We start from the raw sequence: 24,895 nt of genomic DNA, 5'->3' as shown, positions 1-24,895 counted from the left end.
TTCAATCGGCGCTGGGCCGGTAATGCAGGGCTTCGGCCAGGTGCTCGCGGCTGATTTGCGCGGCCTGTTCCAGGTCCGCCAGGGTACGCGCCACCTTGAGCAAACGGTGAGCGGCCCGCAACGACAGGCCCAGGCGTTCGCAGGCCGCTTCCAGCCAGCGCTCGTCGGTTGTGGATAATTTGCAGTGGCGACGCAGGCCGGGCAGGTCGAGAAAGGCGTTGGCGCAGCCCTGGCGCTCGCGTTGCAGCTCGCGAGCCCCGGCGACCCTGGTGGCGGCTGCGGCGCTGTCATTGCCCGGTTGCGGCTCGGGGTTGAGGGCGGTGGCTTCGCGGGCCACGGTCAGGTGCAGGTCGATGCGATCCAGCAGCGGCCCGGATAACTTGTTGCGATAGCGCTGGATCTGCTCCGGTGTGCAACGGCAGCGTCCGCTGGGCTCGCCAAGATATCCACAGGGGCAGGGGTTCATCGCTGCCACCAATTGGAAGCGTGCCGGGAACTGCACCCGGTCCCGGGCTCGGGCAATGACGATCTGCCCGGACTCCATGGGCTCGCGCAGCACTTCCAGGACCTTGCGGTCGAACTCCGGCAGTTCATCGAGAAACAGCACGCCGTGATGGGCCAGGGTGATTTCCCCGGGCTGGGGTTTCGAGCCGCCTCCGACCAGTGCCGCACCCGAAGCCGAATGGTGGGGCTGGCGAAACGGCCGCTGTGGCCAGTAGCGCAGGGGCTTGTGGCTGGCCACCGACTGGATCGCCGCGACTTCCAGGGCTTCATCTTCCTGCAACGGTGGCAGCAGGCCGGGCAAGCGGCTGGCCAACAGGGTCTTGCCGGTGCCTGGCGGGCCGCTGAACAACAGGTTGTGGGCGCCCGCCGCGGCGATCAGCAGGGCGCGCTTGGCGGCGAGCTGGCCTTGCACTTCGCTGAGGTCGGGGTAGGGGAAGTGGCTCTGCACCAGGCCGTCGCTGACATAGGGCGCAATCGGCGCGTGGCCGTTGAAATGGGCAACGGCCTCCAGCAGATGATCCACCGCGATCACCTTTAGGCCGCTGGCCAGGCAGGCTTCTTCGGCATTGGCCCGTGGCACCAGCAGGGTATGCCCGGCGTCGCGCGCCGCCAGTGCGGCGGGCAGTACGCCGCGTACCGGGCGCACCGCGCCGGAGAGCGCCAGCTCCCCCAGGCATTCGATGTTGTCCAGGGCCAGGGCCGGCACCTGCGCGCTGGCGGCAAGGATGCCCAGGGCAATGGCCAGATCGAAGCGCCCGCCGTCCTTGGGCAAGTCCGCCGGTGCCAGGTTGAGGGTGATGCGCCGGGCCGGAAAGTTGAACCCGGCATTGAGGATTGCGCTGCGCACCCGGTCCTTGCTTTCCTTGACCGCGGCTTCCGGCAGGCCCACCAGGGTCAGGCTCGGCAAGCCGTTGGCCAGGTGCACTTCAACACTGACAGCCGGAGCCTGGACGCCGACCTGAGCACGGCTGTGGATGATTGCCAGGGACATGGGGAGAGCTTCCTTGCGACAGCGGGAACCGCGTCCTGCGGTGCTGCAAGGATAGATGAGGGGGCTGGCCAGAGGAGCGCCCGAATGGGCACAGGATATGTCGTCGGTGTACGAGCCTTCGCCGGCAAGCCAGTTCCTACAGGACAGGTCTGTAGGAGCCGGCCTGCCGGCGAACCCGGATTCAGATCATTGCGCTGCCGGGTTCAGCCGGGCTTCCAGCTCCGCCACCTTGGCTTCGAGGCTTTCCAGGCGCGCGCGAGTGCGGGCCAGGACCACCATCTGGCTGTCGAATTCTTCCCGGCTGACCAGGTCCAGCTTGCTGAAGCCGCTTTGTAGCAGGGCCTTGAACTGGCTTTCGATTTCATTGCGGGGCAGGGGTGTTTCACCGCTGAGCAACCGCGAGGCGTGGCCGCTCAGGGCGTCGAGAAGGTCTTTGGGCGCGAGCATGGGAGAGTCCTGAATTGCAGTCGGCCCGCAGTGTATCACGCAGCAACGACGCTCCAGGTGGCCCCGGGTTGCACGTTTTTCGCGCATCTGGCCGGGCGCCAGCGCACCGTTTTTGTGCGTATCCCGGGTGCCGTTTTCCCGCATTCCCTGCCGGCTCGGGGCAAGGGACTGAAATCACTGATTTTTCCCGAGCTGGCAAGCTTTCTGCTTAGACCCTGGTGACCCATGCACTGATGCAGTCGCTGTGACGAATGCAGTGCGGCAGGCGGAGCGGGGAGTGTTTCGTCAGACAGCGGTTAGCTGGCGTCGGTCGGGCTGAGGAAGGCCGACGGTGCGTTACAAAGCCAGGCACTGCGCTTAGACTTGAGTCGGGTTTGTTTTCCTGGGGCAAGTCCACCAATTCGGGAGAGAGTTTCATGAAGCTAGTCACTGCCATCATCAAGCCGTTCAAGTTGGACGACGTGCGCGAGTCGCTGTCCGAGATCGGCGTGCAGGGCATTACCGTCACTGAAGTCAAAGGCTTCGGCCGGCAGAAGGGTCACACCGAGCTGTATCGCGGTGCGGAGTACGTGGTGGATTTCCTGCCCAAGGTGAAGATCGATGTCGCCATTGACGACAAGGATCTTGACCGGGTTATCGAGGCGATAACCAAGGCCGCCAACACCGGCAAGATCGGTGACGGCAAGATCTTCGTGGTCAATCTGGAACAGGCTATTCGCATCCGTACCGGCGAAACCGATACCGACGCAATCTAAGCCGCCAAACCCAACGCCCCAGGAGAAAACAATATGACTCTGCGTAAATTCGCAGGGCTAGGAGCCCTTTTGTCCCTCGTAATGCCAGGCCTGGCCATGGCGGCAGACGAAGCGGCGGCTCCAGTCCTCAACTCCGGCGATACCGCCTGGATGCTGACCTCCACAGCCCTGGTGCTGTTCATGACCATTCCTGGCCTGGCGCTGTTCTACGGCGGCATGGTGCGGTCGAAAAACATTCTTTCGGTAATGATGCAGTGCTTCGCCATTACCGGCCTGATCACTGTTCTGTGGTTCATCTACGGCTACAGCATGGCGTTCGACACCACCGGGATGGAAGCCGGCGTGGTCAACCTCAATTCCTTCGTGGGCGGCTTCTCCAAGGCCTTCCTGGCGGGCATCACCCCGGCCAGCCTGACCGGCCCGGCTGCGCTTTTCCCTGAAGCGGTGTTCGTCACCTTCCAGATGACCTTCGCCATCATCACTCCAGCGCTGATCGTCGGTGCCTTCGCCGAGCGGATGAAGTTCTCGGCCATGCTGATCTTCATGGGCGTGTGGTTCACCCTGGTGTATGCGCCGATCGCCCATATGGTCTGGAGCGGTCCGGGCTCGCTGCTGGGCGACTGGGGCGTGCTGGACTTTGCCGGCGGCACCGTGGTGCACATCAACGCCGGTATCGCGGGCCTGGTGGCCTGCCTGGTGCTGGGCAAGCGCAAGGGTTTCCCGACCACGCCGATGGCGCCACACAACCTGGGTTACACCCTGATGGGCGCAGCCATGCTGTGGATCGGCTGGTTCGGCTTCAACGCCGGTTCCGCCGCTGCCGCCAACGGCACCGCCGGCATGGCCATGCTGGTCACGCAGATCGCGACGGCTGCCGCCGCTCTGGGCTGGATGTTTGCCGAGTGGATCACCCACGGCAAGCCTAGCGCGCTGGGCATCGCTTCGGGTGTGGTCGCAGGCCTGGTGGCAATCACTCCGGCTGCCGGTACCGTTGGCCCGATGGGCGCCCTGATCATCGGTCTGGCGGCCGGTGTGGTGTGCTTCTTCTGCGCCACCAGCCTCAAGCGCAAGCTGGGATATGACGACTCCCTGGACGCCTTTGGCGTGCACGGCATCGGCGGTATTCTCGGTGCGATCCTCACCGGTGTGTTCGCTGCTCCGTCCCTGGGTGGCTTCGGCACCGTGACCGATGTGGCCGCTCAGGTCTGGATCCAGGCCAAGGGCGTGGGTTTCACGGTGATCTACACCGCGATCGTCACCTTCATCATCCTCAAGGTTCTGGACGCGGTCATGGGGCTGCGGGTGAGCGAGGAAGAAGAGGCGGTCGGCCTCGATCTGGCACAACACAACGAGCGTGGTTACAACCTGTAATCGCGCAAGAAAAAAAAGCCCGGCTCCGGCCGGGCATTTTTTTGCCTGATGTTTGTCATTGAGAAAGGCTGAAAGGATTTTCTGACAAGCATTGGCGTGTTTGCCGTGACGATTTCCGGCAGGGCAAATGCTTACACTAAAGCAGGATTATTCGGCGCTTTGTTTTTTCCCTGAGCGCGCTAGAATGCGCGCCGAAGCGTGGAGATCGGTATGTGGCAACAGACCCTGATTACCCTGCGGGCCAGGCCCCGGGGCTTTCATCTGGTGACGGACGAGTTGCTCGCCGGCCTGCCTGAGTTGAAGGCATGTCGGGTTGGTCTGCTGCATCTGTGGCTGCAACATACCTCGGCCTCGTTGACCATCAACGAGAACGCCGATCCGGCGGTACGGCGTGACTTCGAGCGTTACTTCAACACCCTGGTGCCTCAAGGCATGGCCGGGTACGAACATAACGACGAAGGCGCGGATGACCTGCCGGCGCACTTCAAGGCCAGTTTGCTAGGCTGTCAGTTGACTTTGCCGGTAGCGGCGGGGCGTCTGGCGTTGGGCATCTGGCAAGGCGTTTATCTGGGCGAGCATCGCGATCATGGCGGTGCTCGCAAAGTCCTTGCCACCTTGCACGGTGATAAGGCATAAGCCGCTGAGTATCAGTGGACGTTGATTTTTTTCCAGCGGCCTTCGACAGTCGGCACAGCTGGGCTATAACTAATCTGCTTTTCGCAAGTCATGAGGTAGAACATGAGCGACGATGATCTGGAAAACGACGACCTCGAAGTAGGTGACGAAGACGAAACCGAAGAAGGTCTTGAAGCGGCCGCCGACGATGTGGCGGAAGACGATGGCAGTGATGTTCCTGCTCCAACCGCCAAAGGCAAGGCCAAGGCTGCCGTCTCGGTAGACGAGCTGCCGAGTGTAGAAGCCAAGAACAAGGAGCGTGATGCACTGGCGCGTGCCATGGAAGAGTTCCTGGCCCGTGGCGGCAAAGTGCAGGAAGTCGAGGCCAACGTGGTCGCCGATCCGCCCAAGAAGCCTGATAACAAGTACGGCAGCCGGCCTATCTGAGCCTTGCACCTTGCTTGCTGAAAAAGCCCGCCGTCGCTGCGGGCTTTTTCATGGGCACCCTTCTTGGAAACGGCCCCGAGCGCCGGCGCTTGCTGTAGGAGCGAGCTTGCTCGCGAAAGCGCCGGTTCAGGCGCCGCGATGCCAGTGGGCAAGCAGCCCGGGTAGTTCAATCAGGCTGCGGATCTCGGCGTCTGGCGCACGTTCGGCTTCCCAGGTCTTGCCGTTGGGATTGAACCAGATCGCACGCAGCCCTGCCTGCTGTGCGCCGGCAATGTCATCCCCCGGGTGGTCGCCGATATGCACGGCGGTGTCGGCAGTCGCTTCGCCACGCTGCAAGGCTTCGTGGAACAGCCGGGCGTCGGGCTTGGCGATGCCGATGTCCTCGGCGCACAGCGCGAACTTGAAATAGTCCGCCAGGCCCAGGCGGCGCACGTCGGCGTTGCCGTTGGTGACCACGCCAAGGGCGAAGTGATTGGCCAGGGCTTCCAGGGTCGGCTGGACCTCTGGAAAGATCTCCAGCTGATGCCGGGCATGCAGGAAAACTTCAAAACTCTGGTCGGCCAACTGGTTGGCCTGGGCATGGTCATACCCGGCTTCTTCCAGGGCATGAAACAGCACCTGGCGGCGCAGGGCGCTGATCCTGTGCTTGAGGTTCGGCTGGGCGAGCAGCACCCGCTCGCGAATGGCCCACAGATGCTCCACCGGCACGCCTCCGAGATTGGGTGCGTGTTCGGTCAGCCACTGGCGCAGGGTGGCTTCGGCACTGACGATGACCGGGGCGGTATCCCACAGGGTGTCGTCGAGATCGAAGGTGATCAGCTTGATGGTCATTACTCACCGCCTTTGTTGCGTTTGGCCCGTGGGTGGGCGCTGTCGTAGACCGCCGCCAGGTGCTGGAAGTCCAGGTGGGTGTAGATCTGCGTGGTCTTGATGTCCGAATGCCCCAGCAGCTCTTGCACGGCGCGCAGGTCCTGGGAGGATTCCAGCAAATGGCTGGCAAAGGAATGGCGCAGCATGTGCGGGTGCAGGTTCTGCCCCAGTTCGCGCTCGCCGGCGGCCTTGACCCGCAGCTGGATGGCCCGCGGCCCCAGGCGCCGGCCCTTCTGGCTGACGAACAGGGCACCATCAGGCGGGTTGCTCAGGGCGCGCAGGGGGAGCCATTGCTCCAGGGCTGACCGAGCCTTCTTGCCCACCGGCAGGACCCGGGTCTTGCTGCCCTTGCCATGGACCTGGACCAGGCCGTCCGCCAGGTCCAGCTGATCGAGGTTGAGGCTGGTCAGTTCGGAAAGGCGCAGGCCGCAGGAGTAGAAAAGTTCGAGAATCGCCTGGTCGCGGTGGGCCAGGAAGTCGTCTTCCACGGCGCCATCGAGCAACTGCAGGGTGCGGTCGGTGTCCAGGGTCTTGGGCAGGCGTCGTTCGCCCTTGGGCGGCGCCAGGCCGTTGGCCGGGTCGTGAGTGCACAAGCCTTCGCGGTTCAGGTAGTGGTAGAGCCCGCGTACCGCTGACAGCAGGCGCGCCAGGCTGCGGGACGACTGGCCCTGCTGGTGCAGGCGGGCAATCAGGCTGCGCAGGCCCTGGATGTCCAGGTCGGTCCAGCTGCGCACCTGCATTTTCTCGCAGAACCCCAGCACCTTCTCGAGGTCGCGCCGGTAGGCTTGCAGGGTGTGGGGCGACACCTGGCGCTCACTGCGCAGATGCGCGCAGTAGGCGTCCAGCTGTTGTTGCATGGTCAGCGTACCGAGCGCAGCGAGTGGGTGAAGCGCGGCAGAACGCGGCCGGTGACTTCGGCGATGTAGTTGAGGAACAGGGTGCCCACCGAGCTCTTGTAGTGCTGCGGATCACGGCTGGCGATCGCCAGTACGCCATGCATGCCCTGATGCGCCAGGGCCACCACAGCGGTAGAACCGATCTGCTTGCGCTGCTCTTCGCCGAAAAGGAAATCCAGCTCGTGTTCGCGCAGGCTGCCGCTGACGCTCTTGCCTTCGGACAACAGGCCGCCGATGGCGCCCTGGGCTTCGGCGGCGGAGACCCAGCGACCCACCGGCATGGCGCTGTCGCTGAACAGGATCAGGCTGACGAAGGGCACCTGGAAATCCTGGCGCAGGCTGTCTTCGACGCTCATCACCACTTCTTCCAGGCTGGTGGCGTCCATCAGCGCGAGGATCAGGCGGCGGGTCTTGTCGAACAGCCGGTCGTTGTCCCGGGCCACGTCCATCAGCTGCGACAGGCGATGGCGCATCTCGATGTTGCGCTCGCGCAGGATCTTCATCTGCCGCTCCACCAGCGATACGGTGTCGCCGCGCTGATGGGGAATGCGCAAGGCCGGGAGCAGTTCATCGTGGTCGACGAAGAAGTCCGGATGGGCCTCCAGGTAGGCGGCGACGGCTGCCGCCTCCAGGTTTTCGGACGGTGATTGGTCGGGCGTTTCGGCAGGAACCTGCGGCTGATCAGTCATGGATTTCGCTCACTTAAAGACGCACCTGTCCTTCGTATACGCGCACTGCCGGGCCGGTCATCATCACCGGTTGGCCAGGGCCTGCCCATTCAATGGACAGGCGCCCGCCCGGCAGGTCGATCAATAGGGGCGAATCCATCCACCCCTGGCTGATCGCGGCCACAGCAGCAGCGCAGGCGCCGGTGCCGCAGGCCTGGGTTTCCCCGGCGCCGCGTTCCCAGACCCGCAGTTGCGCGCGCTGGCGGTCCAGGACCTGGAGAAAACCGACGTTGACCCGCGCCGGGAAGCGCGGGTGGTGTTCGATCTTCGGACCCAGCTCGTGCACCGGCGCGCTATTGATGTCATCCACCCGTAACACGGCGTGGGGGTTGCCCATGGACACCGCGGCCAACTGCACCTGGCGGCCATCGACGTCCAGGGTGTAGCTGTCGGCCTGGGCCGGCGCCTGGAACGGAATGTCCGCCGGTACCAGGCGCGGCGCGCCCATGTTGACGCTGATCTGGCCGTCGTTGCGGATATCCAGCTCGATCACGCCGCTCTTGGTCTCGACGCGGATCTGGCGCTTGGTGGTCAGGCGCTTGTCCAGCACGAAGCGGGCAAAGCAGCGTGCACCATTGCCGCACTGTTCCACTTCGGAGCCGTCGGAGTTGAAGATCCGGTAGCGGAAATCCACATCCGGGTTGCTCGGGGCCTCGACGATCAGCAACTGATCGAAGCCGATCCCGGTATTGCGATCACCCCATTGTTTGGCGTGCTTGGGCAGAATATGCGCGTGCTGGCTGACCAGGTCGAGAACCATGAAGTCATTGCCCAGGCCGTGCATCTTGGTAAAACGCAGCAGCATGGTCTTACTCCGGCAGCAGGCTTTCGCCAGCGAATAACTCGGCTACCGTCTCGCGGCGACGTACTTCAACAGCCTGGTCACCATCGACCAGTACTTCTGCGGCACGGCCGCGGGTGTTGTAGTTCGAGCTCATGACGAAACCATAGGCACCAGCGGAATGCACCGCCAGCAGGTCACCCTCGGCCAGGGCCAGGGTGCGTTCCTTGGCGAGGAAGTCGCCAGTTTCACAGATCGGGCCGACGATGTCGTAGGTACGGGGTTCGGTATCTCGCGGGCGCACGGCGCTGACATCCATCCAGGCCTGGTACAGCGCCGGGCGGATCAGGTCGTTCATGGCGCCGTCGACGATGGCGAAATCCTTGTGTTCGGTGTGCTTGAGGTATTCGACCCGGGTCAGCAGGACGCCGGCGTTGGCCACGATGAAGCGGCCCGGTTCGAATACCAGGGCCAGGTCGCGACCGTCCAGGCGCTCGCGCACGGCCTTGACGTAGTCGGCGGCCAGCGGTGGCTCTTCGTCACGATAGCGCACGCCCAGGCCGCCACCCAGATCGATGTGGCGCAGGTAGATGCCGCATTCACCGAGGCGGTCCACCAGGTCCAGCAGGCGGTCGAGGGCATCGATGAAGGGTTCCAGGGTGGTCAGTTGCGAGCCGATATGGCAGTCGACACCGACGATTTCCAGGTTCGGCAGCTGCGCGGCGCGGATGTACACATCCTCGGCGGTGGCAATGTCGATGCCGAACTTGTTTTCCTTGAGCCCGGTGGAGATATAGGGGTGAGTGCCGGCATCCACGTCCGGATTGACCCGCAGCGAGACCGGTGCACGAACGCCCAGCTCGGCCGCTACCAGCTGCAGGCGCTCCAGCTCTTCGGCGGACTCGACGTTGAAGCAGTGGACGCCGACTTCCAGGGCACGACGCATGTCGTCACGGGTCTTGCCGACACCGGAGAAGACAATCTTGTCGGCTTGCCCGCCCGCAGCCAGGACCCGCTCCAGCTCGCCCCGGGAGACGATGTCGAAACCGGCGCCCAGGCGCGCCAGGACATTCAGTACGCCCAGGTTGGAGTTGGCTTTTACCGCGAAGCAGACCAAGTGCGGCATGCCGGCCAGGGCCTGGGCATAGGCCTGGTACTGGGCTTCGATGTGCGCACGGGAATAGACGTAGGTGGGTGTACCGAAACGTTCGGCAATGGCGGACAGGGCTACGCCTTCCGCGAACAGCTCCCCGTCGCGGTAGTTAAAAGCGTCCATGGTTTGCCCTTAGTAGGTGTCGTGCTTGTGCGACTGCGATTGCGACTTCGCCTGCTCTTCAGGGGATTTGCTGTCATCAGGCAGGTACAGCGGGCCTTTCTGGCCGCAGGCGGTAACGAGGCAAGCAACCGCGACGAGCGCAGCAAGGGAAGAGATCAGGCGCTTCATGGCGAAATCCTTGAGAATGCGTAAATTGCGCCCGAGTATACCGGCCACCCGGCAGCTTGCCTATGCAGCGTAACTCCCGTCCAGCGGGCCTTTGCCAAGGCCCGGCCGGTGGCTTTGGTCGAGCGCTCGTGCAATGGGCGTCGCATTTATTTCCTCGTTCGGTATCCTTTGCATTCGCCGGGGAGCGCCCGTATCTTGCGGCGCTTGAGCGTGAGTAGACACTTTTCGAGGTTCCCGCAATGAGTTTGACCGAAGCCCGTTTTCACGACCTGGTGGATGCCACCCAGCAGACGCTGGAGGATATTTTCGATGAGAGCGACCAGGACATCGACCTGGAAAGCTCGGCCGGGGTGCTCACCGTCAAGTTCGACAACGGCAGCCAGGTGATCTTCAGTCGCCAGGAGCCTTTGCGCCAACTCTGGCTGGCCGCGCGTTCGGGTGGTTTCCACTTCGACTACGACGAGGAAAGCGAGCGCTGGATGTGCGACAAGAGCGAAGAGCAGTTGGGGGAGATGCTGGAACGCATTGTCCTGGAGCAGGCCGACATCAAGCTCGAGTTCGAAGGGCTCTGATACCGTGACCCAGCCCGCCCCGGCCCGACCGCCCAAGCCGCTCTACAGCAACGTCAGCCCGGCGGTGAGTTCGCCGTGCATCAGCCTTTGTCGCCTCGATGAGGAGAAGGTCTGTCGCGGCTGTTTTCGCCATGTGGAGGACATCCGTGAATGGCGTTCGGCCGATGATCAGCGCCGGCGAGTGATCTGCGCCCAGGCGCTGCAGCGCAAACAGAGTGCGGCGGCAGGCGAGATTTAGCTTCGTACTCGTACGGTTTGTTTATTCAGTGTGCTGTGATAGTGTCCAGCTTCGCCTCGCTACATCGAGGCCGGTGAGAACCCCGTCTTATTTGGCGGGGTTTTGCTTTTTTGTGCAGAAAAAATAGGAGTCAGCCAGGATCATGAGTACTGCACCATCCATCATCCTTACCCGCCTTGACGTGCAACGTCTGGAGCGCCTGATCGACAGTCTGGACGACTCGCTGCCAGGTGTCATTGCACTGCAAACCGAGTTGGATCGTGCCGAAACGCTGGTGGGTCACGATGAAGTACCGGCCGGTGTCGTAACCATGAATTCGCGTGTGCATTGCCGTGAAGAAAGCAGCGGCAAGGACTACCACCTGACCCTGGTATATCCACAGGACGCCAACGCCGACGAAGGCAAGATTTCCATCCTGGCACCGGTGGGCAGCGCTCTGCTGGGCCTGCAGGTAGGCCAGTACATCGACTGGCCGGCTCCGGGTGGCAAGACCTTGAAGCTGACCCTGCTGGAAGTTGAATACCAGCCGGAAGCCGCAGGCGACTACCACCTCTGATCCTTGGCTAGACCTGCTCGAGCGCGTCGTTCAGTGCGCGCTCCAGGCTGGCCTTGTAGCGCAGATACAGGATGCTCGGGCTTTGCACGTCACCGAGCAGCCCTGAAAGATCCAGGTCAGTGATGTAGCAGCGATAGCGCTCTGTTTCATGGCGCTGCCCGACGATTTCCTGGGCCACCGCGGCGAACAGTTGATCGCCATATTCCAGATCGGAAAACTCCCGTTGATTGCAGTACAGCGAGACCTGCACCTGGCCCGGTGCGGCCTTGCCGATGATCGCCTGCACGTCATAGAAGGCTTTGTCCACCGGCGTCGGTGGGGCTGGCCGCGGCTCTACCCGACGTGCGCGGCCCGTGCCTGAGGGCAGAATCTGCAAGTAGAGTGTGTCCAAAGGTTTCTCGGGCTGGTTGCTGTCCATCGGCAGCAGCGCTTCGCGGCGGTAGAGAATCGACTGCAGGAAGCGCTGCAGGGGCACCAGCAGGCTGTGCTCGTCGTGATAGGGCAGGGTCTGCTGCCACAGCGCGTTGTACTCATCGAGCACGTAAAGCTCCGCGTACTCGTCGATGATCCGATAGAACACCTGGATGCAGTCCGGCTGGCCCATGGGCAGGATCAGCGCCAGGTCGTGGTCTTCCAGGGCCATCGGGTCAAGGTGCAGTGGGCTGTAGCGGCTCTGCTCCTGCCCCAGGTACTCCAGCAATGCGGCAGGGGTTGCCATGGCCCGGTGCCGAACCTGCCCGGGCACCAGTTCAAGCACGTGGTAGTGCTGCTGCACCTGGATCAGGTAGCGGTAGTTGAGCTGGCTGAGCAACAGGTTGTGCGCGGTTTCGAACAGTTCTTCCACCCGGCGGGCAATGAATTGCGCGCGGTTGTGACAGAAGCAGCGCACCCGCAGCCGCGGTTGCGTGCCGGCCGGCAGATTGTTCAGGTAGTCCCGCAGGCAGTCGAGCAGCGCATGCTCGGCGTCGTAGCGGCCGACCATTACCTCGTTCCAGCTATTGAGGGTGACCTGATCCAGGGTCAGCACCAGATTCTCGCGTACCCCGGCATAGCTCAGGGAGTCGGTGCGTTCGGTGGTCATCAGAATGTTCAGGTCGCGGTGGTGCTTGAGGGGGTCGACCCCGACGTTCACCAGGATCAGCACTTCGCCGGGCACGGCGGCGTGCAGCAACTGTTCCTCGCTGACCGTCGTCAAAGGCAGTGGCACGGTCTGCTGCAGGCTGCCCAGCAGGTTGAACAGTTCGAATTCGCTCAGGTCGCTGCTGCCCGGGTGCAGGGCCAGGCGGGTACTGCTGTCGATCACGCCGTTGCGATGGCACCAGGTAAGCAGTTCCAGCAGCTCGCGACTGCGCTTGATCGGGGCGAAATGCTCCCACTCCAGGGCGGTCAGGCTGCCGTTGTACAGCCCCCAATGGTTCTGTCCGGGTTCCTTCTTGTTCGGTGACTGCACTAGGGTCAGGGTGTCTTCAGCCAGGTCCGGGGCGATGCCGGGGTTGATGAACTCGATCTTCCCGGCCTTGCGCTCGAAGGCCGCGTACAGGCGCCGGCCCAGGACATTCAGGTCACGCTTGTTGATCAGGCTGGCGGCCTGCTCGGTGCGGGCGAACTGGGTCAGGAAGCGATAGCTGTAGTTGAGCTCGTTGACCAGGGCCCGGCGCTCGCTGCTGACCTGGCGCACCTTCCACTGGCTGCGGCTGTCCAGCAAGGCCAGTTGGCGTTGGTCCCAGCCCCATTCACTGGCCAGGCGCTCCAGTAGAGCGCGCTGCCAGTTCGGGCTGCGGGTGGCGTTGCCGACGGTAAGCTTGCGGTTGACCTTGAGGTACAGGCTGCGTCGTACCAGCTCCAGGCGCTCCGGCTCGCCGCGAGCCTTGAGGTATTCCTCGATGCGCCGGTAGACCACGATGTAGGGGTCCAGCTCATCCAGGTCCAGGCGGTTGGCAAACACCGCCTGCTTGAAGCGCAGGCTCAGGCACTGGACCTTGGGATGCTCGCTGGCATAGACCTCGATCAGCAGCAGCTTGAGTACGGACTTGTAGGGCGACTCGATGCCCTTGAACAGTTGCCACAGCCCGGCGCCGATGAACTCGCCGGGCGGAATGCGTGCCATGTGGCCCAGGTCGAGGTTTTCCTCGGCGGGGACAAAGCGCTTGGACAGCAGGGTGTCGATGTACTGTTCGTAACGGCGTTCTTCGTACACCGGTACCAGCCACCACAACGGCGTGCGCCCGGCCAGCCAGATCGCGGTGCGGTAGAACTCGTCCAGCAGCAGGTAGTGCTGGGTGGTGCCACAGTCGTCCGAACTCAGCTGAGTGTCCCGCTCCCCGCGGACAAAGCGGTTGGGGTCGATCAGGAAAAAATGAGCTTCAGCGCCCTGGCCGGCCGCCCAGGTCTCCAGCAATTGGCACTTCTTCTGCAACTCGGCCAGCTCGTTTTCGCCCAGATCCGGCGCATGGCACACCCACACGTCCATGTCGCTCTGGTCTGCCTGGGCCAGGGTACCCAGGCTGCCCATGAGAAACAGGCCATGAATCGGCCGTGGCGGGTTGCCGTGGCGCGGCTTGTAGGAAAACGATCGGGTCAGGCGCTGGGCTTCGGCCAGGGCCTGGGGGTCGGGTTCGTAGCAGGAAAGCCCCGCCGGGGTGGCTCCGGATACATAGCCGGGCAACAACGGGTGATTGACGTGAAAGAACAGTGGCAACAGGTTGAGGACCAACTGCTGGCGTGTCGACAGCCCTTCCATTGCCCGGGCCATGCGCCCTTCATTGAGCTTCAGGAAACGCGCGCGCAGCTGGCTGAGAACCTTGCGATCGATTCCTTCATCCAGATCGGGACGGATTTCATGGGTATGGGGCATTTCAAGCGGAGCTCGAACGTGGCGGTATTGAAGACGGCGAGCAGTTTACCGTCAGACAGGGCTCAGCCTTAAACTGATTTTATTTTTTGACGCCAGATTTCTAGCGCATTCAGAAGGAGGCGCCTACGGAATCCGACAGACGGGAACCCCGCAGGCCGATGCAGGTTGTTCAGGCGACTTCTTTGACGTTCAGGATGGTCAGCAGGCCCTGGGCATGTTCAGCAGCGTCCCGCCCGAGGCTGGTCAGATAGCCTCCATCGGGTTGGGTGATCAGTTCTTTGTCAAACAGGCGTTGGGCGGCGGCGATGGCAGAAGGGGCGGCGGTCTGATGGATTTTCAGGCCTTCCTGGGAGTTGTCCAGGTTGAAGAGTGCAAGGATTTCCAGTTCGGCAACCAACTCAGGGGTATACGACATAAGGACTCCAGACTTTCTAGGAATTAGAGGTCAGCGTTCTTAAGGTGAACGCAGAAAGGCGGCGTGTCCAGCGTTCGCTGAGGAGTTTTATCCCCGGGTGCAGCGGTATTTGGCCGCAGGGTGGTGGCAGTGTAGTCGGGGCGCGAGGCGCGGGTGGGAAAGAGTGCCGGAGCCTGCGCTCCGGCAGCGCGGTGTCACTGCTTTTCGGGAGGCAGTTCCGGCAGGGCGCGAAGGGCGGCTTCGTACCATTGGGTGTCGAAGGCGCGGTCCTGTTCGAGGATGGCGTCGATCTCGATCGCCAGTACATGGGCCATCAGATTGAGGATTTCCTCGCGCTCGTAGCCCACCAGGGTGAGCTTGTTGAACGTGGCCTTGGCCGCTGGTGGGTTGTCGCTTTCGATCTGGTTCTCGATCGCTTCGATCAGGGTATTTTCGGCGAACTCTTCTTCGTCGGTGTCGATATCGGTTGGCTCGCTCATGGCAGGCTCCTCAAGGAAAGGTCGCCAGTTTACTCGTATTCAGCGGCTCGATGCTGCTGGCCAGAGTGGGATTAACCTTCTATAAAAAAACCCTGCCAACCCCTGCACGGCCTGGAGGCTACGGGATGTTCAAGCTCTATGGGTTCGCCATCAGCAACTACTACAACATGGTCAAGCTGGCCTTGCTGGAGAAGGGGCTGCCTTTCGAAGAGGTGCTGTTCTACGCCGGCCAGAGCCCCGAGGCGCTGGCTATCAGCCCTCGGGGCAAGGTTCCGGTACTGGAGGTGGAGCAGGGCTTCATCAGCGAAACCAGTGCAATTCTCGATTACCTGGAGCAAGTGCGGCCGGCGCCGGCGCTGTTGCCGAAGGATGCGTTCGAACGTGCCCAGGTGCTGGCACTGGCCAAGGAGATCGAACTGTACATAGAGCTGCCGGCCCGGGCCTGTTTCCCTGAAGCGTTCTTCGGCGCGACCCTGCCCGAGGCGATCAAGGAGAAGGCCGGGATCGAATTGCTACAAGGCTTTGCCGCATTGCGCCGGCATGCCCGGTTCGCCCCCTATGTAGCGGGCGCCAGCCTGAGTGTGGCGGACCTGTATTTTCAGTACAGCGTGAACCTTGCCCTGATAGTCGGGGACAAGTTGTTCGGAATCGATTTTTTGGCCGAGATGCCCGAGGCCCGGGCCTTGCTCGAGCGCCTGGAGCAGACCCCCAGCGCTCGGCGCATCGCCGCTGACAAGGCGGCACTGATGGCCGCCAGAAGGTCTGGGCGCTAGGAACCTGCTCGCACCGGCAGAGGATACCGGCGCGGGCAGGCTCGCAAGGGCTTAGCGGCTGGCCAGCAGGGCCTGGCCGCGGGCCACTGCCGCCCGGACCTGGGCCGGTGCGGTGCCGCCGATGTGGTTACGGGCATTCACCGAGCCTTCCAGGGTCAGCACGGCGAACACGTCCTGTTCGATCTGGTCGCTGAACTTGCGCAGCTCTTCCAGGCTCATTTCCGCCAGGTCCTTGCCAGTTTCCACGCCGTACTTCACCGCATGGCCGACGATTTCGTGACAGTCGCGGAACGGCAGGCCACGGCGTACCAGGTAGTCCGCCAGGTCGGTGGCGGTGGAAAAACCGCGCAGGGCCGCCTCGCGCATGATGGCGTGCTTGGGCTTGATGGCCGGGATCATGTCGGCGAAGGCCCGCAGCGAGTCGCGCAAGGTGTCGGCGGCGTCGAACAGCGGTTCCTTATCTTCCTGGTTGTCCTTGTTGTAGGCCAGGGGCTGGCCTTTCATCAGGGTCAACAGCCCCATCAGCGCGCCGAATACCCGGCCGCTCTTGCCCCGTACCAGTTCCGGCACGTCGGGGTTTTTCTTTTGCGGCATGATCGAGCTGCCGGTGCAGAAGCGGTCCGGCAGGTCGATGAACTGGAATTGCGCGCTGGTCCACAGCACCAGCTCTTCGGAAAACCGCGACAGGTGCATCATCGCCACGCTGGCGGCGGCGCAGAATTCAATGGCGAAGTCCCGGTCCGAAACGCTGTCCAGGGAGTTGCCGCCCACAGCTTCGAAGCCCAGCAACTGGCAGGTCAGCTCGCGGTCGATCGGGTAGGTGGTGCCAGCCAGCGCGGCGCTGCCCAGGGGCATGCGGTTGGTGCGCTTGCGGCAGTCCACCAGGCGCTCGTAGTCACGGCTGAGCATCTCGAACCAGGCCAGCATGTGGTGGCCGAAGGTCACCGGTTGGGCGGTCTGCAAGTGGGTGAAGCCCGGCATGATGCTCTCGGCTTCACGCTCGGCCAGCTCCAGCAGGCCTTTTTGCAGGCGGGTGATTTCACCGAGGATCAGGTCGATCTCGTCCCGCAGCCACAGGCGGATGTCGGTGGCCACCTGGTCGTTGCGGCTGCGGCCGGTGTGCAGTTTCTTGCCGGTGATGCCGATGCGGTCGGTCAGGCGCGCTTCGATGTTCATGTGCACGTCTTCGAGGTCCACGCGCCAGTCGAAATGGCCGGCCTCGATCTCGCCCTGGATGGTCTTCAGGCCGTCGATGATGCTGTCGCGCTCGGCATCGGTGAGCACGCCGACCTTGGCCAGCATGGTGGCGTGGGCGATGGAGCCCATGATGTCATGGCGATACAGGCGCTGGTCGAAAGTGACAGAGGCGGTGAAGCGGGCGACGAAGGCGTCGACGGGTTCACTGAAGCGGCCGCCCCAGGACTGATTGGTCTTGTCAGTGCTCATGAATTCGCTCGTGATCTGCTGAAGGAAGATGGCGTGAAAAACAGGCGCCGATAATAACAGGGTTGCCCGGGCTGTCGCTGGCGCTGGTCGGCAGCTTTTTTCTGCGCCGGACACCTGGGTGGCTTGTCGCCGGCCTCGGGGGCGCAGAGACTGAGGTCGGCGCAGTCGAAGGTGCTTCCTGCGAGGTGAGCGCCTTGAGTGCGGAAGCTGATATCGGTCAAACGATATTTATCGATTGAGCAATATCGTCTTGGCAACCGTCTACAGTTGGACAGGAGGACCGGCACAATTGCGTAACACCCCTCGCGTGTTCGCAGTGGGCCCCTCCAGCAAGTTCACACCGCGCAGGGCCAGGCAATCCGTCCACCAAACGAGACGGGTGCGGGCAGGGTGGGCGGCGACCACAATCACGAGGGGGGCTTTGTGTTGAATACCAGCATTCCCTGCGACGTCGTCGCGCATCAGCCGACCTTGAGCGGTATCGGGCAGGCACGGGCAAATATTGGTGCCCGACTTGCGGCACTTTTTGGCCTTCGCACTAGTCTTAGCGTGGATCGCGGTGACGGACGTCACTCCACCTGTCTACGCTATCCTTGTGCGAGACTCACGCAGGAATCCAGCGCAATATGAATGTCCTGATCGTTGATGACGAACCCCTAGCCCGCGAGCGCCTGAGCCGGATGGTCAGTGAGCTCGAGGGATACAGTGTCCTGGAGCCCAGCGCCACCAATGGCGAAGAGGCGTTGAGCCTGATCGACAGCCTGAAGCCGGATATCGTCTTGCTCGACGTCCGCATGCCAGGGCTGGACGGTCTGCAGGTCGCCGGCAAGCTGTGCGAGCGCGAGACGCCTCCGGCGCTGGTGTTCTGCGCTGCGCCGGACGAATTCGCTCTGGAGGCCTTCGAGGCCAGCGGCGTCGTCCACCTGGTCAAGCCGGTGCGCTCCGAGCTGTTGCTGGAGGCCTTGAAAAAGGCCGAGAAGCCCAACCGTGTACAACTGGCGGCACTGACCCGCCCCGCGGCCGAAAGCGGTAACGGCCCGCGCAGCCATATCAGCGCCCGTACGCGCAAAGGCATCGAGCTCATCCCCCTGGCCCAGGTGGTGTATTTCATCGCCGACCATAAATACGTGACCCTGCGCCACGAGGGCGGCGAGGTGCTTCTGGATGAGCCCCTGAAGGCTCTGGAAGATGAATTCGGCGACCGCTTTGTGCGTATCCACCGCAATGCGCTGGTGGCCCGCGAGCGTATCGAGCGTCTGCAGCGCACACCTTTGGGGCACTTCCAGTTGTACCTCAAGGGCCTCAATGGCGATGCGCTGATTGTCAGCCGGCGGCATGTGGCGGGCGTGCGCAAGATGATGCAACAGCTCTAGGCCAGGGGTTGAGCCCCGCATTGGGTGAAGCCTGGCGTCGGGAGGAGGCTAGGTTTCTGATACAAGTCAAAGCTGATTTGGTTGAGCTGTTATTATCTGCCGTATCTATTCAGTACGGATTGATCCATGTCCTCTCGCGAAATCCGCATCGCTACCCGCAAAAGTGCTCTGGCCTTGTGGCAGGCCGAATACGTCAAAGCCCGTCTGCAAGAGGCCCATCCGGGTCTTGTCGTGACCCTGGTGCCCATGGTCAGCCGCGGCGACAAACTATTGGACTCGCCCTTGTCGAAAATCGGTGGCAAGGGTCTGTTCGTCAAGGAACTGGAAACCGCGCTGCTGGAAAACCAGGCCGATATCGCCGTGCACTCGATGAAAGACGTGCCCATGGACTTCCCGGAAGGCCTGGGTCTGTTCTGCATCTGCGAGCGCGAAGATCCGCGTGATGCCTTTGTTTCCAACACCTACGCCAGCCTCGACGAGTTGCCTGAAGGCAGCGTGGTGGGCACCTCCAGCCTGCGCCGTCAGGCTCAGTTACTGACCCGTCGCCCCGACCTGCAGATCCGTTTTCTGCGGGGCAACGTCAATACCCGTCTGGCCAAGCTGGATGCCGGCGAATACGACGCCATCATCCTCGCGGCCGCTGGCTTGATCCGCCTCGGATTCGAGGATCGCATCAGTTCCTCCATCAGTGTCGACGACAGCCTGCCCGCCGGTGGCCAGGGCGCCGTCGGCATCGAGTGCCGCAGTGCCGATACTGAAATCCACGCCTTGCTGGCCCCCCTGCATCACGCCGACACGGCCAGCCGGGTAACCGCCGAGCGCGCACTGAACAAGCACCTCAACGGTGGTTGCCAGGTGCCGATTGCCTGCTATGCGGTGCTGGAAGGCGAGCAGATCTGGCTGCGCGGCCTGGTGGGCGAGCCTAGCGGCGGCCTGCTGCTCAGCGCCGAAGCTCGTGGCCCTCGCGCATCGGCCGCCGAGCTGGGTGTGCAAGTGGCGGATGCCCTGCTGGCCCAGGGCGCCGATGACATTCTGCGCGCGGTCTACGGCGAGGCGGGCGAGGAGTGACTGGCTGGCGCCTGCTGCTGACCCGGCCGGCTGAGGACTGCGCCGCGCTGGCGGCGATCCTGGCGCAGTCCGAGATTTTGAGCAGCAGCCTGCCATTGCTGGAAATCCAGGCGTTGCCGGTCAGTGACTCGCAGCGGGCTACCCTGCTGGCATTCGACCAGTACTGTGCGGTGATTGTGGTCAGCAAGCCGGCGGCGCATCTTGGCCTGGAGCTGTTGCGCCAGTATTGGCCGCAACCACCAGGCCAGGCCTGGTTCACCGTAGGCGCCGCTACCGCGCAGATCCTTGCGGATGCCAGCTTGCCAGTGGCCTATCCCCAGCAGGGCGATGACAGTGAAGCCTTGCTTGAACTTCCCCAATTGCGCGAGGCTATCCGCCGGCCTGATCCACGGGTGTTGATCGTGCGCGGGGAGGGTGGGCGCGAGCTGCTCTCTGAGCGCTTGCGCGCCCTAGGTGCTAGTGTCGATTATCTGGAACTCTACCGCCGCTGCCTGCCGCACTACGCCGAAGGCGCGTTGCTCCAGCGGATTGAAGTGGAACGCTTGAACGGGCTGGTGGTCAGCAGTGGACAAGGTTTCAGCCACTTGCGGCAGCTGGCGGGGCCCGCCTGGCCGCAACTGGCGAAGATGCCGTTGTTTGTTCCAAGCCCCCGGGTCGCCGACATGGCGCACGCCGCAGGGGCGGAAAAAGTTGTGGATTGTCGCGGCGCCAGTGCCGCGGCTTTGCTAACGGCGTTACGGGAGCAACCCGTGCCCGTTCTCTAAACGCAAAGGATGGATACGTGAGCGAAACAGCCTTGCCTAAAGATGAAGCCCAGCCGGTGCCCGAGACACCTGCTGAACCCACGAAACCAACCGTTGAGCGTCGTGGCAACGGGTTGGCAATTCTGGCCCTGCTGCTGGGGGCGGCGGGCGTCGCCGTTGGTGGCTGGGGGATCTGGCAGGTGCGCCACCTGCAAGCCAATAACCAGCAGCAGTTCAGTCAGTTGCAGGCCCTGGGTGATCAGGCCCAGAGTCTCAAGCTCAGCGAACAGCGCTTGAGCGAACGCCTGGAACAACTGCCCGCGGCCGATGAGCTGGAAGACCGGCGGCGTCTGGTGGCCCAGTTGCAGGGTGACCAGCAGCGCCTGAACCAGCGCCTGGAAACCGTACTGGGCGCCAGCCGCAAGGACTGGCGCCTGGCGGAAGCCGAGCACCTGTTGCGCCTGGCCAGCCTGCGTCTTTCGGCGCTGCAGGACATCAGCAGCGCACAGGCGCTGGTCCAGGGCGCCGACGATATTCTGAGGGAGCAGAACGACCCGGGTTCCTTCGCAGCCCGCGAGCAGTTGGCCAAGAGCCTGGCGGCCCTGCGCAGCACCGAGCAGCCGGACCGCACCGGGCTGTTCCTGCAACTGGGGGCTTTGCGTGACCAGGTGCTGGAACTGAGCGCCGTGGCTCCGGAGTACAAGGACCGCGGTGAATCGCTGCTCGGCCTGACAGCCGATGGTGACGGCGCCAGCCGCTGGGCCCAGTGGTGGGATCAGATCTCGCGCTATTTCCGCATCGACTTCAACGCCGACAAGAACATCCGTCCCTTGCTGGCCGGTCAGGGCCTGACCCAAGTGCGCCTGGCCCTGAGCCTGGCGCTGGAGCAGGCGCAGTGGGCTGCCCTGAACGGCCAGGCCGCGGTCTATACCCAGGCGTTGACCGAAGCCCGCGACGTGCTCACCGGCAACTTCAATCAGGACAACCCGCAAAGCAAGATCATGCTCGAGCGCCTGGTCGAGCTGAGCAAGCAGCCGGTGACGGTCGTCACCCCGGACCTGGCCAAGACCCTGAGTACGGTCCAGGCCTACCTGGAGCGGCGTAACCTGAATGTCGAAGAGTCGGTCAAGCCTCTGGCCAAGCCTGCGGCGAACAGCGCCCAGGAGACGAGCCCATGAAGCGTACCTATGTGATCGTCCTGCTGGTCATTGCGGCCATCGGCCTGCTGGGTCTGGCCATTGCCGAGCATCCCGGGTACGTACTGATCGCCTACAGCAACTTCCGTTACGAATCGAGCCTGTGGGCAACCCTGGCCCTGGTGGCGCTGGTCTGGCTGGTGGTCTGGGGCATCAAGCTGCTGATCGAGCTGGTGATGGTGTCCGGTGGTGTGGTCAATCCCTGGTCACGGCGCAATCGCAGCCGCCGGGTGCAGATCGCCATCGAGCAGGGTCAGATGGACCTCGCCGAAGGGCGCTGGGCCAGCGCGCAGAAGCACCTGCAGCGTGCCGCCGAGGCCGAGCGCCAGCCGCTGCTCTACTACCTCGGCGCTGCCCGGGCGGCCAACGAGCAGGGCCACTATGAAGAATGCGACCGGTTGCTGGAGCGGGCGCTGACCCGCCAGCCCCAGGCAGAGCTGGCCGTGGCCCTGAGCCACGCCCAACTGCAGACGGATCGCGGCGATACCGAGGGAGCCCTGAGCACCCTGCAGGCCATGCATGAGCGCCATCCCCATAGCGTCCAGGTGTTGCGCCAGTTGCAGCGCCTGCATCAGCAGCGTGGCGACTGGTCGGCCCTGATCCGTCTGTTGCCCGAGTTGCGCAAGGACAAGGCGCTGCCGGCTAGCGAACTGCAGGAACTGGAGCGTCGGGCCTGGGGTGAAAACCTGTCCCTGGCCGCGCGTCGTGAAGAAGATGAGGTTGCCGGCCTGCAATCTCTCAATCGTGCCTGGCAACAGTTGACCTCGGCACAACGCCAGGAGCCGCAGTTGGTGCTGGCCTATGCCGAACAACTGCGTCAACTGGGCGCGGGGGCCGAGGCGGAAGAGGCCCTGCGCACGGCAATCAAGCGCAAGTACGAAAGCCACCTGGCACGGCTCTATGGGCTGGTGCGTGGCAGCGATCCGTCGCGCCAGTTGCAGACCGCCGAGCACTGGCTGAAAGAGCATGCGGACGATCCGAGCCTGCTGCTGACCCTGGGCCGCCTGTGCCTGCAGAACAGCCTGTGGGGCAAGGCCCGGGACTATCTGGAAAGCAGCCTGCGCTTGCAACGCAACCCCGAAGCCTGTGCGGAACTGGCACGCCTGCTGGCACAGCTGGGGGATACCGAACGCAGTAACCAACTGTTCCAGGAAGGTCTGGGCATGCTCGATGAGCGCCTGCTGGCCTCACCGCTGCCGGTCCCGGTGCGGGCCTGAGGTGTCCCGGGGCCGGTTGCCTGTTTCAGGCAACCGGCCCTTTTGCTGCTGTACCTGCGGCGCTGTTGTCGATCGGTTGCGACATAGCGCTTCTTGAAAGCAGCGAGCGCTTTCTCTACCGTGGCTGCCTGTTTCTCCCGTTACGGATATCTCATGTCGCTGGCCGGCTCCCGCTTGCTGTTCTCCCTGGTGTTCCTGGTGGGGGCCTTGGCCTCGTGGGCGGCGTTCAACCTGCAAACGGGTGGCGGCCTCGAGTCCTGTTCGCTGTGGGGCGTGCAGCGCCTGCTGTTGCTGGCATTGGGTGGGGTCAATCTGCTGGCCGTGATCCAGGGGCCAGGGCGCGTGGGGCGGGCGGTCTACTGGGGGCTCAACTTGCTGTTGGGCCTGCTGGGGGTGGTCACCGCGGGACGCCATGTGCTGTTGCAGAACATTCCCTCCGAACAGTTGCTGGCCTGCCTGCCGGACATGTCCTTCATGCTCCGCCAGCTGTCCTGGTGGCAGGCGTTGAAGCTGACGTTCATGGGCACCTCCGATTGCGCCGAGGTCACCTGGACCCTGCTGGACATGAGCTTGCCGGAGTGGAGCCTGCTGTTTTTCGTGATCATGCTGATCTTTAGCGGCTACCGCCTTTGGCGTCAGCTACGGGGCGCGCGCAAGGCCGTGGCGTTGCCCTGAGTCAGTGTTTGGCAGGAGGGCGGGGATTAAACGCTTGTATGAACTTTATCTCCTGCGTACCTTGATGCTGTAGTCGAGCGGGCATAATCTGGCCCGCACCTGTCACTGGAATTATGTTGCTCGATGCTGTTATGCCTGACCGGATCCAGAGTCTCCAGAAAGGAGCGGCGGGCAAGCGGCATGACCCATAAGGGAAGAGAGATCACCATGCTCGAAAGTTGTCAGAATGCTCAGGAACGCTGGGGTGGAGTGCATCTGCTGATCGACCGCTGGTTGCAGGAGCGTCACGAACTGGTTCGAGCCTATGATGCGCTGGGCGCGGAGCCCGAGGCACTGAGTGAGAGCAAGAAGCCGCTGCAGGAATTCTGCGGGATCCTGGTGGACTACGTCTCCGCCGGCCATTTTGAAATCTACGAACAGCTGACCAGCGAAGCCAAGGCGTTTGGCGACAAGCGCGGGCTGGAGTTGGCCGACACCCTCTACCCACGCATCGACGTGATCACCGAAAAGCTCCTGGCGTTCAATGACCTGTGCGACGCCGGCCAGTGCGTGGCGCAGAAGTTCAAGGAACTCGGTGGCTTGCTGCACGAACGCTTCGAGCTGGAAGACTGCCTGATCGAAGTGCTGCACAACGCCCACAAGCAGGAAGCTGTGGCTCAGGCCTGAGCACAGGAACCTACCAGGAAAAACGGCACGCCTCGGCGTGCCGTTTTTCGTTGTGGCGCTTCAGCCAGCGACACCGAGCAATTCGATGTCGAACACCAGTGGGGTGTAGGGCGCGATCAGGTCCCCGGCGCCTTCGGTGCCATAGGCCTGGTTCGACGGGATTACCAGGCGCCACCGGGCTCCGGTGGGCATCTGCGACAGTGCGCTACGCCAGCCGGCGATCACGCTGTCGAGGCGGAACCATTGCGGCTGCTGGGTCTGATCGAACACGGTGCCGTCTGGCAGGCGCCCGGTGTAGCGCACCTGGACCGAGCCGTTGGGGCTGGCCTTGTTGCCGCTGCCAGGGCTCAACTCGGTCAGCAGGATGCCGTCTTCCAGTTGGCGGACCCCGGGCTTGGCCTTTTCCTCATCGAGAAAGCGCTGTTCGTTTTTCAGCGCGATCTCTGTCTGAGACTTGGCCGACTGTTCGCTGATCTGTGCGTCGTGCTCGGCAAGGATCTGTTCGATGCGTTCGCTTTTCAGCGCCAGAGGCTTGCCTTGATAGGCGGCCCTCAAGCCTTCGACCAGGGCCTGGATCTGCAGGTCGGGCACCTCATCGCGCAGGCGCTCACCGAGGCTTGCCCCCAGGCTGTAGGCAAGATCGTGAGCGTTGTTGGATGGTGCTTCGGCAGCGGCCTGAGCCAGTGGCAAGAACAGGCTCAAGGATAAAAACAGGTAACGCGACATGGGCACTCTCCGGCCTGAGTTGCGGTGGATTATGCCAGCGACAAAGCGC

The 24,895-nt window shown here is 63.2% G+C and carries 28 protein-coding genes; 15 read left to right on the top strand and 13 right to left on the bottom strand.

What is annotated here, in order from left to right; translation table 11 throughout:
* Position 1 precedes the first annotated feature (1 nt).
* Entirely contained in the window at positions 2 to 1,495 is a 1,494-nt protein-coding gene (locus tag AC1RL5_RS12005; protein WP_207239515.1) for a YifB family Mg chelatase-like AAA ATPase, read from the bottom strand.
* A 186-nt stretch (positions 1,496 to 1,681) separates the two neighbouring features.
* Positions 1,682 to 1,942 carry an accessory factor UbiK family protein gene (locus AC1RL5_RS12000; RefSeq protein ID WP_072451854.1) on the bottom strand — a complete coding sequence of 87 codons (261 nt, stop codon included), beginning with the start codon at positions 1,940 to 1,942 and terminating at the stop codon, positions 1,682 to 1,684.
* Positions 1,943 to 2,358: 416 nt separating this feature from the next.
* Between AC1RL5_RS12000 and glnK the strand changes: the two genes are divergently transcribed.
* The 4 genes from glnK to sutA all read left to right on the top strand — a co-directional run bounded on the left by glnK (position 2,359) and on the right by sutA (position 5,130).
* Positions 2,359 to 2,697, top strand: coding sequence for a P-II family nitrogen regulator (glnK, locus tag AC1RL5_RS11995; protein WP_002555808.1), 339 nt, complete (start codon positions 2,359 to 2,361; stop codon positions 2,695 to 2,697).
* A 33-nt stretch (positions 2,698 to 2,730) separates the two neighbouring features.
* On the top strand, positions 2,731 to 4,068 hold the full coding sequence (locus AC1RL5_RS11990; RefSeq protein ID WP_011064191.1) for an ammonium transporter: 1,338 nt from the start codon (positions 2,731 to 2,733) through the stop codon (positions 4,066 to 4,068).
* A 210-nt stretch (positions 4,069 to 4,278) separates the two neighbouring features.
* A complete protein-coding gene (locus AC1RL5_RS11985) occupies positions 4,279 to 4,704 on the top strand; it encodes a secondary thiamine-phosphate synthase enzyme YjbQ (RefSeq protein WP_011064190.1) in 426 nt (141 codons plus the stop codon).
* 102 nt (positions 4,705 to 4,806) lie between these two features.
* Entirely contained in the window at positions 4,807 to 5,130 is a 324-nt protein-coding gene (gene sutA / locus AC1RL5_RS11980; protein WP_007926654.1) for a dormancy-specific transcriptional regulator SutA, read from the top strand.
* 126 nt (positions 5,131 to 5,256) lie between these two features.
* On the opposite strand, the gene AC1RL5_RS11975 is transcribed toward sutA, so the two are convergent.
* From AC1RL5_RS11975 to lptM, 6 genes are read right to left on the bottom strand one after another with little or no spacing between them, the layout of a single operon-like run.
* Positions 5,257 to 5,961, bottom strand: coding sequence for an HAD family hydrolase (locus AC1RL5_RS11975; RefSeq protein WP_072451853.1), 705 nt, complete (start codon positions 5,959 to 5,961; stop codon positions 5,257 to 5,259).
* Positions 5,961 to 6,857: a tyrosine recombinase XerC gene (gene xerC, locus AC1RL5_RS11970; RefSeq protein ID WP_011064188.1), complete on the bottom strand. Its 897-nt coding sequence runs from the start codon at positions 6,855 to 6,857 to the stop codon at positions 5,961 to 5,963. Before xerC ends, AC1RL5_RS11975 begins: the two co-directional genes overlap by 1 nt.
* A 2-nt stretch (positions 6,858 to 6,859) precedes the next feature.
* Positions 6,860 to 7,585, bottom strand: coding sequence for a DUF484 family protein (locus tag AC1RL5_RS11965; protein ID WP_011064187.1), 726 nt, complete (start codon positions 7,583 to 7,585; stop codon positions 6,860 to 6,862).
* Positions 7,586 to 7,598: 13 nt separating this feature from the next.
* Positions 7,599 to 8,429: a diaminopimelate epimerase gene (dapF, locus tag AC1RL5_RS11960; RefSeq protein WP_011064186.1), complete on the bottom strand. Its 831-nt coding sequence runs from the start codon at positions 8,427 to 8,429 to the stop codon at positions 7,599 to 7,601.
* Positions 8,430 to 8,433: 4 nt separating this feature from the next.
* Complete coding sequence (gene lysA / locus AC1RL5_RS11955; protein ID WP_011064185.1) at positions 8,434 to 9,681, bottom strand: diaminopimelate decarboxylase; 1,248 nt, start codon at positions 9,679 to 9,681, stop codon at positions 8,434 to 8,436.
* Between the two features lie 9 nt (positions 9,682 to 9,690).
* Complete coding sequence (gene lptM, locus AC1RL5_RS11950; RefSeq protein WP_011064184.1) at positions 9,691 to 9,849, bottom strand: LPS translocon maturation chaperone LptM; 159 nt, start codon at positions 9,847 to 9,849, stop codon at positions 9,691 to 9,693.
* Positions 9,850 to 10,088: 239 nt separating this feature from the next.
* On the opposite strand from lptM, the gene cyaY reads away from it, so the two are divergent.
* From cyaY to rnk, 3 genes are all read left to right on the top strand, one after another.
* A complete protein-coding gene (gene cyaY, locus AC1RL5_RS11945; RefSeq protein WP_072451850.1) occupies positions 10,089 to 10,421 on the top strand; it encodes an iron donor protein CyaY in 333 nt (110 codons plus the stop codon).
* Positions 10,422 to 10,425: 4 nt separating this feature from the next.
* Complete coding sequence (locus AC1RL5_RS11940; RefSeq protein WP_015637452.1) at positions 10,426 to 10,659, top strand: DUF1289 domain-containing protein; 234 nt, start codon at positions 10,426 to 10,428, stop codon at positions 10,657 to 10,659.
* Positions 10,660 to 10,801: 142 nt separating this feature from the next.
* Positions 10,802 to 11,215: a nucleoside diphosphate kinase regulator gene (gene rnk / locus AC1RL5_RS11935; RefSeq protein ID WP_011064182.1), complete on the top strand. Its 414-nt coding sequence runs from the start codon at positions 10,802 to 10,804 to the stop codon at positions 11,213 to 11,215.
* Positions 11,216 to 11,222: 7 nt separating this feature from the next.
* On the opposite strand, the gene AC1RL5_RS11930 is transcribed toward rnk, so the two are convergent.
* From AC1RL5_RS11930 to AC1RL5_RS11920, 3 genes are all read right to left on the bottom strand, one after another.
* Positions 11,223 to 14,069 carry a class I adenylate cyclase gene (locus AC1RL5_RS11930; RefSeq protein ID WP_103407459.1) on the bottom strand — a complete coding sequence of 949 codons (2,847 nt, stop codon included), beginning with the start codon at positions 14,067 to 14,069 and terminating at the stop codon, positions 11,223 to 11,225.
* A gap of 169 nt (positions 14,070 to 14,238) precedes the next feature.
* Positions 14,239 to 14,484 carry a TIGR02647 family protein gene (locus AC1RL5_RS11925; RefSeq protein WP_011064180.1) on the bottom strand — a complete coding sequence of 82 codons (246 nt, stop codon included), beginning with the start codon at positions 14,482 to 14,484 and terminating at the stop codon, positions 14,239 to 14,241.
* A 194-nt stretch (positions 14,485 to 14,678) separates the two neighbouring features.
* On the bottom strand, positions 14,679 to 14,963 hold the full coding sequence (locus AC1RL5_RS11920; RefSeq protein ID WP_011064179.1) for a hypothetical protein: 285 nt from the start codon (positions 14,961 to 14,963) through the stop codon (positions 14,679 to 14,681).
* Positions 14,964 to 15,088: 125 nt separating this feature from the next.
* Between AC1RL5_RS11920 and AC1RL5_RS11915 the strand changes: the two genes are divergently transcribed.
* On the top strand, positions 15,089 to 15,736 hold the full coding sequence (locus AC1RL5_RS11915) for a glutathione S-transferase (protein ID WP_103407458.1): 648 nt from the start codon (positions 15,089 to 15,091) through the stop codon (positions 15,734 to 15,736).
* A 51-nt stretch (positions 15,737 to 15,787) separates the two neighbouring features.
* Here AC1RL5_RS11915 and argH read toward each other — a convergent pair whose 3' ends face one another.
* On the bottom strand, positions 15,788 to 17,182 hold the full coding sequence (gene argH / locus AC1RL5_RS11910; RefSeq protein WP_041120368.1) for an argininosuccinate lyase: 1,395 nt from the start codon (positions 17,180 to 17,182) through the stop codon (positions 15,788 to 15,790).
* A gap of 626 nt (positions 17,183 to 17,808) precedes the next feature.
* Between argH and AC1RL5_RS11905 the strand changes: the two genes are divergently transcribed.
* The 7 genes from AC1RL5_RS11905 to AC1RL5_RS11875 all read left to right on the top strand — a co-directional run bounded on the left by AC1RL5_RS11905 (position 17,809) and on the right by AC1RL5_RS11875 (position 24,120).
* Positions 17,809 to 18,555, top strand: coding sequence for a LytR/AlgR family response regulator transcription factor (locus AC1RL5_RS11905; protein WP_072451848.1), 747 nt, complete (start codon positions 17,809 to 17,811; stop codon positions 18,553 to 18,555).
* A 126-nt stretch (positions 18,556 to 18,681) separates the two neighbouring features.
* Positions 18,682 to 19,623: a hydroxymethylbilane synthase gene (gene hemC, locus AC1RL5_RS11900; RefSeq protein ID WP_041120366.1), complete on the top strand. Its 942-nt coding sequence runs from the start codon at positions 18,682 to 18,684 to the stop codon at positions 19,621 to 19,623.
* On the top strand, positions 19,620 to 20,387 hold the full coding sequence (locus AC1RL5_RS11895; RefSeq protein WP_072451847.1) for a uroporphyrinogen-III synthase: 768 nt from the start codon (positions 19,620 to 19,622) through the stop codon (positions 20,385 to 20,387). Before hemC ends, AC1RL5_RS11895 begins: the two co-directional genes overlap by 4 nt.
* A 17-nt stretch (positions 20,388 to 20,404) precedes the next feature.
* The gene (locus tag AC1RL5_RS11890; RefSeq protein WP_093405501.1) at positions 20,405 to 21,544 is read left to right on the top strand and encodes a uroporphyrinogen-III C-methyltransferase; all 1,140 of its coding nucleotides are present in this window, start codon (positions 20,405 to 20,407) and stop codon (positions 21,542 to 21,544) included.
* On the top strand, positions 21,541 to 22,779 hold the full coding sequence (locus tag AC1RL5_RS11885; protein ID WP_011064172.1) for a heme biosynthesis protein HemY: 1,239 nt from the start codon (positions 21,541 to 21,543) through the stop codon (positions 22,777 to 22,779). The genes AC1RL5_RS11890 and AC1RL5_RS11885 overlap by 4 nt, the downstream gene beginning before the upstream one ends.
* Before the next feature lie 153 nt (positions 22,780 to 22,932).
* On the top strand, positions 22,933 to 23,454 hold the full coding sequence (locus AC1RL5_RS11880) for a disulfide bond formation protein B (RefSeq protein WP_053160388.1): 522 nt from the start codon (positions 22,933 to 22,935) through the stop codon (positions 23,452 to 23,454).
* 207 nt (positions 23,455 to 23,661) lie between these two features.
* Positions 23,662 to 24,120 carry an Rsd/AlgQ family anti-sigma factor gene (locus AC1RL5_RS11875; RefSeq protein WP_011064170.1) on the top strand — a complete coding sequence of 153 codons (459 nt, stop codon included), beginning with the start codon at positions 23,662 to 23,664 and terminating at the stop codon, positions 24,118 to 24,120.
* 60 nt (positions 24,121 to 24,180) lie between these two features.
* Here the strand turns inward: AC1RL5_RS11875 and AC1RL5_RS11870 are convergent, their stop codons facing one another.
* Positions 24,181 to 24,846: an FKBP-type peptidyl-prolyl cis-trans isomerase gene (locus AC1RL5_RS11870; RefSeq protein ID WP_011064169.1), complete on the bottom strand. Its 666-nt coding sequence runs from the start codon at positions 24,844 to 24,846 to the stop codon at positions 24,181 to 24,183.
* Positions 24,847 to 24,895: the final 49 nt, after the last annotated feature.

Source organism: Pseudomonas sp. GW822-FHT06D10, from assembly GCF_058799535.1.
Note: the sequence above shows the minus strand (reverse complement) of the source record. Positions and strands in the feature narration are given on the sequence as shown.